Origin of the sequence: Pseudarthrobacter enclensis (genome assembly GCF_030811655.1) — a bacterium.
Classification (GTDB): domain Bacteria; phylum Actinomycetota; class Actinomycetes; order Actinomycetales; family Micrococcaceae; genus Arthrobacter; species Arthrobacter enclensis_A.
The window spans coordinates 1-9592 of record NZ_JAUSRE010000043.1 but is presented as its reverse complement, the minus strand read 5'-3'; the positions used below and the strand labels follow the sequence as shown (position 1 = coordinate 9592).

Annotated in this window: 8 protein-coding genes, 1 tRNA gene and 1 pseudogene; 1 reads left to right on the top strand and 9 read right to left on the bottom strand. The window is 66.4% G+C overall.

Features of this window, described 5'->3' with window-relative positions:
• The coding region (locus J2X98_RS22005; RefSeq protein WP_307312616.1) for a polysaccharide deacetylase family protein at positions 1 to 1061 on the top strand (1061 nt) is incomplete at its 5' end.
• 162 nt (positions 1062 to 1223) lie between these two features.
• Here the strand turns inward: J2X98_RS22005 and J2X98_RS22000 are convergent.
• The 9 genes and pseudogenes from J2X98_RS22000 to J2X98_RS21960 form a co-directional block, all read right to left on the bottom strand.
• A tRNA-Pro gene (locus J2X98_RS22000) sits at positions 1224 to 1300 on the bottom strand.
• A gap of 136 nt (positions 1301 to 1436) precedes the next feature.
• Positions 1437 to 2984 (bottom strand): ribosome biogenesis GTPase Der, encoded by a 1548-nt coding sequence (gene der / locus J2X98_RS21995; protein WP_141940847.1) that lies wholly within the window; start codon positions 2982 to 2984, stop codon positions 1437 to 1439.
• Positions 2985 to 2994: 10 nt separating this feature from the next.
• Positions 2995 to 3670: pseudogene (locus J2X98_RS21990) on the bottom strand (lysophospholipid acyltransferase family protein).
• Positions 3671 to 3701: 31 nt separating this feature from the next.
• Entirely contained in the window at positions 3702 to 4415 is a 714-nt protein-coding gene (gene cmk, locus J2X98_RS21985) for a (d)CMP kinase (RefSeq protein WP_141940846.1), read from the bottom strand.
• Entirely contained in the window at positions 4415 to 5524 is a 1110-nt protein-coding gene (locus J2X98_RS21980; protein ID WP_141940845.1) for a prephenate dehydrogenase, read from the bottom strand. The genes cmk and J2X98_RS21980 overlap by 1 nt, the downstream gene beginning before the upstream one ends.
• Positions 5525 to 5527: 3 nt before the next feature.
• The gene (locus J2X98_RS21975) at positions 5528 to 6754 is read right to left on the bottom strand and encodes a pseudouridine synthase (protein ID WP_307312608.1); all 1227 of its coding nucleotides are present in this window, start codon (positions 6752 to 6754) and stop codon (positions 5528 to 5530) included.
• Positions 6755 to 6878: 124 nt separating this feature from the next.
• Positions 6879 to 7538, bottom strand: a complete 660-nt coding sequence (gene scpB / locus J2X98_RS21970; RefSeq protein ID WP_307312605.1) for an SMC-Scp complex subunit ScpB — start codon at positions 7536 to 7538, stop codon at positions 6879 to 6881.
• On the bottom strand, positions 7535 to 8350 hold the full coding sequence (locus J2X98_RS21965; RefSeq protein WP_141940843.1) for a segregation and condensation protein A: 816 nt from the start codon (positions 8348 to 8350) through the stop codon (positions 7535 to 7537). The genes scpB and J2X98_RS21965 overlap by 4 nt, the downstream gene beginning before the upstream one ends.
• 9 nt (positions 8351 to 8359) lie before the next feature.
• Positions 8360 to 9259: a ParA family protein gene (locus tag J2X98_RS21960; protein ID WP_307312620.1), complete on the bottom strand. Its 900-nt coding sequence runs from the start codon at positions 9257 to 9259 to the stop codon at positions 8360 to 8362.
• Positions 9260 to 9592: the final 333 nt, after the last annotated feature.

The window sequence follows — 9592 nt, the reverse complement described above, 5'->3', positions numbered from 1 at the left end:
CCGGCGCCCCCGGCCGCTACAACGACTTCGCACGCGGCACCATCTACTGGAGCCCCGGCACCGGCGCCCACGAACTGCACGGCGAAATCCGCAGGCGTTATCTGGAGCTCGGCGGGCCGTCAGGCGTGCTCGGATTCCCCCTGACGGACGAGATCGGCACACCCGACGGGGTCGGCCGGTACAACCACTTCAGCGGCACGACCGGCGGCTCGTCGATCTACTGGTCGCCGGCCACGGGCGCCCACGAGGTGCACGGAGCCATCCGCGCCCAGTGGGCGGCCCTCGGTTGGGAGCGCAGCCGTCTCGGCTACCCGATCAGTGGGGTGTACGGCATCACGGGCGGCCTGCGCAGCGACTTCCAGCGCGGTTCGATCCTGTGGCACGAGGCCAGCGGAAGGACCGAGGTCATCTACACCAGCGTCCCGTCGACACTCCTGGGCGTGGACCTCGAGCGCCTTCCGACCACGCAAAAGGTTGTTGCCCTCACGTTCGACGCCGGCGCCAACGACGCCGCCCTCCAATCGATTCTCAGCACCCTGGCAGCCAACGGCGTCCCAGGCACGTTCTTCCTCACCGGAGACTGGGTCAACCATTTCCCGTCCGGTCCGGCACTGATCTACAACGCGGGGCACCGGATCGGCAATCACTCCATGACGCACCCGGACTTCACCACCCTGACCGACGCCCAGATCGCGGCGGAGATCGGCAGCGCGCAGAGGACCATTGAGGCCGCGGGAGGCGATCCGCTCCCGTTCTTCCGTTTCCCGTCCGGCGCCCGCGATTCGCGCACGATCGCGGACGTCAACGCCGCCGGCTACGCGGCGATCCGGTGGACCGTTGACACCCTGGGTTGGCAAGGCACCATGAATGGAACGCGTGGCCCGGGCTTCATCGTCCAGCGCGTCATGGCTTCCGCGCAGCCCGGGGAGATCGTCCTGATGCACCTCGGCTCTAACCCCGATGACGGCTCAACACTGGACGCCGCGGCCCTCCCACAGGTGATCGCCCAGCTCCGGGCGGCAGGCTACGGCTTCGTGACCCTGGACGCCGCCCTCGGCTAGCTGGAACCTGTGATGACGCATTCCGGGCAGGACACCCCCATCCCGACAAATCACCTCAGGATCCCGGGGTGGTTTGTCCGGGGGAAGGTGCACGGGCATGAATGACGGCGAAGCCAAAAAAGCGGAAAGCGCCGGAGAGATTCTCCGGCGCTTTCCGCTCTTTGGTCGGGCTGACAGGATTTGAACCTGCGACCCCTTGACCCCCAGTCAAGTGCGCTACCAAGCTGCGCTACAGCCCGCTGGTTCCGCCGTTCTCCGCTGCATTCGAATCAAGGATTCTCATCAGCAGTCCGGCCGAACCACCTAGAAGAGCTTACACGATCCCAAGGGGTGCCAGTGACACTTTTTGGCGATCAGCCGCAGGGTGTGTCGCAATTAACGCTTCCGGCCCCGCTTCTCACGCACGCGCATGCTGACCTCGATGGGTGTGCCTTCAAAGCCGAAGGTCTCGCGCAGCCGGCGCGTGATGAACCGGCGGTACCCGGGATCCAGGAATCCGGTGGTGAACAGCACGAACTTCGGCGGCCGGCTGGACGCCTGGGTGCCGAAGAGGATGCGCGGCTGCTTGCCGCCCCGGACCGGGTGTGGGTGCGCGGCCACGAGCTCGCCGAGGAAGGCGTTGAGGCGCCCGGTGGGGATGCGCCGGTCCCAGTTCTCCAGGGCCAGGTCCAGTGCAGGAACCAGGCGGTCCTTGTGCCAGCCGGTCTTTGCCGAGATGTTGACGCGCGGAGCCCAGTCCACGTGGGCCAGGTCCTGTTCGATCTCCCGCTCCAGGTAGCGGCGGCGTTCGTCGTCGAGCAGGTCCCACTTGTTGAAGGCCAGGACCAGGGCCCGCCCGGACTCGATGGCCAGTTGCAGGATGCGGACATCCTGTTCGCTGAGGACCTCGTCCACGGCGAGGAGCACGACGGCGACCTCCGCCTTCTCGAGCGCGGCCTGCGTCCGGAGGGAGGCGTAGTAGTCAGCGCCCTGGGCCATGTGCTGGCGGCGGCGGATGCCGGCAGTGTCCACGAAGCGCCAGGTGCGGCCGCCGAGTTCGATGAATTCGTCGACAGGGTCGCGGGTGGTGCCGGCGGTGTTGTCCACCACGACGCGTTCCGATCCCGCGAGCTTGTTCAGCAGGGAAGACTTGCCGACGTTGGGGCGGCCAATGAGCGCCACGCGGCGCGGGCCGCCGGAGCGCTCCACGCCTTCAATCGTGGAGAACTCCGGCAGGACGTCCATAACGTGGTCGAGGAGGTCCGCAACCCCTCGGCCGTGCAGCGCCGAAACGGGGTAAGGCTCTCCGAATCCGAGGCCCCACAGCGCGGCGCTGTCGGCTTCCTGCGCAAAGTCGTCCACTTTGTTGGCCACCATGATGACCGGCTTCTTGCTGCGGCGGAGCATCTTCATGACGCCTTCGTCCGTGGCCGTGGCGCCAACGGCGGAGTCCACCACGAAGAGCACGGCGTCGGCCAGTTCCACGGCCATCTCTGCCTGTTCTGCAACGCGGGCGTGGATGCCGCGGGCGTCGTGCTCCCACCCGCCGGTGTCCACCAGCGTGAAGTTGCGGCCGTTCCAGTGGGCCGAGTACATGACGCGGTCGCGGGTGACGCCGGGGGTGTCCTCCACCACTGCTTCACGGCGGCCCAGGATGCGGTTCACCAGGGTCGACTTGCCCACGTTGGGGCGCCCGATGATCGCCAGGACCGGGTCGAGCTTGAGGGGGCCCTCGAAGTCCTCGTCGCCGTACTCACCGCTCAGCAGGGCGGCGTCGTCCTCGTCGAGTTCGTAGTCCTCCAGGCCGGCCCGGAGGGAGGCAGCACGCAGCTCCGCTTCGTCGTCGTCAATCGCTGCCAGCCGTTCGGCAACCTGGTCGCTGCCTGTGGGCCGGTACTCGTCGTCGGCGCCGGAATGCCCGGAAGTCTGGGTGGTGTCGCTCATTGCACTGTCCTTAGTGGTCATCTGCCGGCGTCCCCGGCTACTGTCAAGTCTTTGTGGTCAGCGAAAGGCAGGTGCTGCCCGCTGAGTTGGATGGTGTCCTGGACGTGCCCTGCCAGTGCTGCACGGATCTCCTGCGCCGCCCTGTCCATTGAAGCACGCCCGGTTTCGCCGGCCCGGCGGGCCAGCGTGAGGGCTGATCCGAAGCTGACATGTAAGCGCCGGCCCAGCCGCGGGACGAAATCCAGGTGCTCATGGCCCTGCCGCGTGCCCAGGATGGCGACCGGGACCACCGGAGCCCCGGAGTTCAGTGCCAGCCATGCCACGCCGCCGTTGATGTCCGCTGCTGCCCCGCTCCCCCGCGTTCCTTCAGGGAGGATCCCCACACACCGGCCGGCGTCGAGCACGTCCTTGCAGCGCTGCAGCGCTGCACGGTCGCCCCGGCGGTCCACCGGAAGTTGCCCGGACGCAGCCAGCACCTTCCCCAGGAAGCCTTTGAACATTTCCTGCTTCACCAGGATGTGCATGGGCCGCGGCGCCGCACCGAACATCACTGGCCCGTCGAGGAAGCTGATGTGGTTGGCGGCGAAAATTACTGGTCCGCCGGTGGGGACGTTGCTCCTGCCGGTCACGCTGGTCCGGTAGACCAGGTGGTCAAGGATCCAGCCCACGGGCCTGCTCCACGCCATGGTCAGCCCGGACGGCACCCCGGCCAGGGACTCAGTCACGGTTCAGCACCTTGGTCACGATCACGAGGGCGGCGTCGACGGTCTGCTCGAAGTCCAGGTCCGACGAGTCCAGCGTGACCACGCCATCGGCCGCCTGGGTGAAGTTCACGACGGTTGAATCCCTTGCGTCCCGGTGGGTCACCTGGGCTGCGAGCTGCTCGGCGTTCTGGGTGCCGCCAAGCTGGATCCCGCGGCGGCGGAGGCGGGCTTCCTCGCTGGCAGTCAGGAGCATGCGGACCTCTGCCCCGGGCGCGACGACGGTGGTGATGTCCCTGCCCTCCACCACCATGCGCCGGTGGTGCCTTTCAATCAGTTCCCGCTGCCTGCGGATCAGTTCGGTCCGGGCACCGAGCGTGGTGGCAACGGCACTGACGGCGGACGAGATTGCCGGCTCACGGATGGCTTCCGTGACGTCGACCCCGCCCACCCGGACATATTCCTCCTGGGGGCTGGTGCTCAATTCCAGGACAAAGTCCCGGGAGGCCTGCTCCACGGCCGGAGTGTCATCGAGGTCGATGCCCTCGGAGACGCAGTACCAGGTCAGTGCGCGGTACATGGCGCCGGTGTCCAGGTAGGCCAGCCGCAACCTGCGGGCGACTTCCTTGCTCACGCTGGACTTACCGGAGCCGGAGGGCCCGTCAATGGCAACCACCAGCGGCCGGCCGATGCGCAGCGCACGCATGGTTTCGAGGAGTTCCTGTGTCATTACTGAAGTACCCGCCATCCGCGGTCGTTGAGAGCTTCGATCAGGTGGTCGTGCTTGTTCGGCAACACAGACAATTCCACCATGCCAACGTTCTGCCCGGAGGAATGGTCCAGCCGGAGATCCTCCACGTTCACCCCGATTTCACCGATCTCGGTGAGCAGCTGCGCGATCTGGCCCGGCCTGTCATCCACCAGGACGGTGAGCCAGGAGTACGCCTGAGGTGGACCGCCGTGCTTGCCGGGAATCCTCGCCTGCCCCGCGTTGCCTTCGCTGATGAGCTGGGCCAGATCCAGGCGTGCCCCGGGGGCGCTGGGCTGTTCCAGGGTTCCGATGAGGCGGTTCAGGTCCTCGCGAACCCCGTAAAGGATCTCTACGACCTTCGCTGCATTGCCGCCGAGGATCTGCACCCACAGGGTGGGGTCGCTCGCGGCGATCCTGGTGACATCGCGCAGGCCGTTGCCGGCCAGGGACAGCGCATGCAGCGGTGTCCCCTGCAGGCGGCTGGCCAGCAGGGAGGACATGATCTGCGGCAGGTGGGAAACCAGTGCCACTGCTTCATCGTGTTCGTCCGCGCTGAACTGCGACACGACGGCACCCAGGTCCGTAGCCAGCGATCGTGCCACCTGCAGGGCAGCCCCGGATGTTTCTTCCGAAGGGCACACCACCCACGGCATGGACGTGAACAGCTCACCGCGCGCAGCCACCGGACCGGATTTCTCCCGGCCCGCCATCGGGTGGGTACCCACATAACGGGAGAGGTCTGCGCCGAGGCTGCGAAGCCGGGAAAGGATATCCGCCTTGACGCTGGCAATGTCCACCACGACGGCGCCCGGATAGTCAGACAGCGCCTGGCATACGACGTCGGCCGTTACGTCAGGAGGAGCGGCCACCACTACCAGCTGCGGGCTGCTGCTGCCCAGTTCCGCCAAGGGGCGCCCGGCACCGATGTCCACGGCCACCGCCTGGTTGGTGGGCGACGGGTCCGAGAGGAACACGGGCACGCCGCGTCCGCGCAGGCCCAGGCCGATGCTCGTGCCCAGCAGTCCGGTACCGAGGACCACCACGGGGCCGTCCAGATGCCCGCGGCCCTGGCTTTTGAACGCGGACATGCCTCAGAGCCCTACGGATGCCAGCAGATGGCCGACTTCCTGCTTGCCCAGGTTGCGGATGCTGCCCTGGCGCTGGTCTCCGAGCCCGATGGGGCCCACCTTCACGCGCACCAGCCGCTGGACCGGGAAGCCGACGGCGTCAAACATGCGGCGCACGATGCGGTTCTTGCCCGAGTGCAGCACAACCTCGATCAGCACGTGGCCGGGCGTCGAATCCACAAGGCGGAACGAATCCACGGCCGCCATCCCGTCCTCCAGCTCCACGCCCGACTTCAGTTGGGCACCGACACCCTGGGGGAAGGGCCCGCGGACCTGGACCAGGTACGTCTTGGGGACCTCGTAGGAAGGGTGGGTGAGACGGTTGGCCAGTTCGCCGTCGTTGGTCAGCAGCAGCAGCCCTTCCGTGGCGACGTCGAGCCGGCCCACGTGGAAGAGGCGTTCGCCGGTGTTCTTGTTGTTTTTCAGGAAGTCGCTGATGCAGGGCCGGCCTTCGGGGTCCTCCATGGTGGACACCACGCCCTTGGGCTTGTTGAAGACCATGTACACGAGGTTCTCGTCCAGCTGGATCCGCAGGCCGTCAACGTGGATGACGGCGGTCTTGGGATCGATGCGGACGCCGAGTTCTGTGACAACCTGGCCGTCCACTTCGACGCGGCCCTCGGCGATCATCTCCTCGCAGACGCGGCGGGAGGCCACTCCTGCGGACGCCATCACCTTCTGGAGGCGCACGCCGTCCGAATCGTGGAGGTCCGACTGGGGGACGTTGCCCCGGGGGTGCTTCTTCCGGGAGGGCTTGCGGACGGGCCCCAGGTTTTGCCCGAAGCGTTCACTGCCGAACGCACGGGAGGCTGCTGCCCCGGGCGCTCCGGTGCGCGGCTTGGGCTTGGGGGCACCGGGAGTTCCCGGGGCCTTCTTTGCCCCTGGCTTGCGGGCAGCGGGCTTGCGCGACGACGGCTTGGCGCCCTTTGTACCTTCGGCACCGCGTCCGGGCTGGTCCCCCGCCAGGTCGGGGTCGATGAAGCGCTCCTCGCGCGGCTTTGGGGCGCGGTGCGGCCGGTCCCCGCCAAAGCCGGCGGCACGTTTGCCGGTCCCGCCACGGGATCCTCCGCTGAAGCTGCTTCCCTGTGAACCGCGCTGCTGCGAATTGCCGCGCTGCGCTGAATTGCCGCGTTCGTTCCCGCCGCGTCCCGAACCGTTACGTGGTGAACCCTGGCGTCCCGCCTGTGTCATGACCCGTCCTTCAATGTGTTTTGGCCGGCAGAGTGTCCAAGGACAACCCTAGCCAGCCCCGCAGACTTCGTCTGCCCTGATAACTAAAACTGGTAATAGCCGCTGCAGGCCGAGGATCCCCCGCCTACATGGTCCCGGCGTCGTAGAACTCGGCGATTCCGTCGAGCCCCGGAAGGTGCGGCGAGAGCTGTGGCAACTCCTCCACCGAACTGATTCCCATCCGTTCAAGGAAGTAGGAGGTGGTCCGGTACAGGATTGCGCCGGACTCCGGATCAGTTCCAGCGTCCTCGATCAGCCCCCGCTGCGCGAGCGTCCGTACGACGGAATCAACATTGACGCCGCGAATTGCGGATACCCTGGCCCGGGAAACGGGCTGGCGGTACGCGATGACAGCCAGTGTTTCCAGCGCCGCCTGGGTAAGCCTGGCAGTCTGCCCCTCCAGCACGTACTTGCCGACGATGTCGGCAAACTCCGCCCGCGAGTAGATCCGCCAGCCACCGGCGATGTTCCGCAATTCAAAACCCCGGGGACTGGAACCGATGCCAGTGTTGCTGGCACTTTCCATCTCCGGGGCCTTACCAGTATAGCCGTTATACTCGCGCTGCAGTTCGGCCAGCAGGGTCCCCACTGCAGCCACCGTCAGGCCAAGGCCTGCGGCCAACTCCTCCTCGCCTGCAGGTTCGTCCAGCACCATGAGTACTGCTTCGAGGGCAGCCTTGGCGCCGCCGGGGAAATCGGCGTAGTCCGGGGCCTCGTCAATGCCGGCGTCCTGCTGGGGGGTCACAGTTGCTCCTCGTATTCTTCGCTCAGGTTCTCCGCTGACCACTCCCGGCCCTGGGCCGTCCAGTGGATGGCGAGCTCCGCCAGAGGCGAGAGTTGGTCGAATGAGACCGCCCTGTCCCGAAACAGTTCCAGGAGGGCCAGGAAGCGCGCCACCACCACCAGGGTGGAGCCGGCGTCCGCAATCAGGGAACGGAAGGTTAGCGGCGACTCCTGCTGCAGCCGCAGGCCCAGCAGCCGGGCCTGCTCCTTCACGCTGACGTTGCTGCCGTGCAGGTGGCCAAGTGCCACCCGAGGTGGCTCCTCCGGCGTCTTCGGCCGAAGCGCTGCCTCAGCCAGCGCGGCGAACTGTTGGGGCGTGTGCTTCCACACCAGTTCGGGGAGCATCGCGGCAAAGTGCTCCTCAAGCGCCACCTGCCGTGGAAAGCGCCGCCCTTCCTGGTGCAGCGTCTCCCCAAGGATGCCTGCCACTTGTTTAAAGGCCTTGTACTGCAGCAGGCGGGCGAAGAGGAGGTCCCGTGCCTCCAGCAGGGCAATGTCCTCATCGTCTTCGACCTCGCCCGCGGGCAGGAGCCGGGCAGCCTTCAGGTCAAGCAGCGTTGCGGCGATCACCAGGAATTCACTGGCCTCGTCCAGTGCCCATTCCTCGCCGAGTTGCTGCAGCTTTCGGATGTACTTGATGAATTCGTCCGTAACCGTGGCAATGGCTACTTCGGTGATGTCCAGCTGATGCTTGGCAATCAGGCCAAGGAGAAGGTCGAAGGGACCCGTGAAGTTGGCCAGCCGCACCTCGAAGCCGGGCTTGGATTCGGCCATGGCGGTGTCTTAGGGTGCGCCGCCGCGGGAAATGAGCTCCTTGGCGAGCCGGCGGTAGGCATCGGCGCCCACGTGGGTTCCGGCGTAGCTGGTGATGGGCTCCGCGGCCACGGTTGCGTCTGCAAACTTGATGGAGCGCTTGATGACGGTTTCGAAGACCTTGTCACCGAATGCTTCCACCAGGCGGGTGATCACTTCACGGCTGTGGAGGGTGCGGGCGTCATACATGGTGGCCAGCACGCCGTCCACCTGGAGCCTCGGGTTCAGCCGGTCCTGGACTTTGTCGATGGTTTCCACCAGGAGGGCCACGGCGCGGAGGGCGAAGAACTCGCAAATGAGCGGGATGATGACGCCGTGGGCTGCCGTGAGGGCGTTGACCGTCAGCAGTCCCAGCGACGGCTGGCAGTCGATGAGGACGACGTCGTAGTCGTCTTCGACTTTCTTCAGCGCACGGTCCAGGACCTGTTCACGTGCAACTTCATTGACCAGCTGGACTTCCGCGGCAGAGAGGTCGATGTTGGCCGGCAGCAGGTCGACGTTCTGGACGCCGGTCTGGTGGATGGCATCGCGGATGTCCACTTTGCGGTCCATGAGGACGTTGTAAACGGTGAGGTCCAGTTCATGCGGGTTGACGCCCAGGCCGGCGGACAGCGCACCCTGCGGATCGAAGTCCACCAGCAGGACGCGGCGGCCGTATTCGGCCAGCGCCGCCGCAAGGTTGATGGTGGAGGTGGTCTTGCCCACGCCGCCCTTCTGGTTGACCATGGCGATGACGCGCGCCGGACCGTGGGAGGACAGCGGCGCGGGCTCCGGGAATTCCCGGTATGGGCGCCCGGTGGGGCCCATCACCGCGTTTTCCAGGTCGAATTCCGTGCCCTCCAGAGTTGCTGAACCCTGTTCGCTGCTCACGTATCTGTCCACACTTTCGATAACGGTGATTTCCTGCCGCTGACTCACCAGCGCCCTTCGTTCTGCTCCCTAGGTTACAGCGCCCGACACGGTATTCGACGGAACTTGACTTTCTGCGGATGTTGAGCCTTGACCCTCTAGCTGAGGTCGAAGGTTGAGGTGCCTGCAGACGCAAAACCGCCCCTGCAGCACAGCTGCAGGGGCGGTTCCGGGCGGTCCCGAAGCTTGGCGCTAGGCCGTGGCAACCTGGCGGGCGCCTTCTTCCTTTGGTGTCATTTCGCCGTGTCCGGCGATCATGGTCTGCTCGTCGAAGGGCAGTTCGCCGGAGAGGAC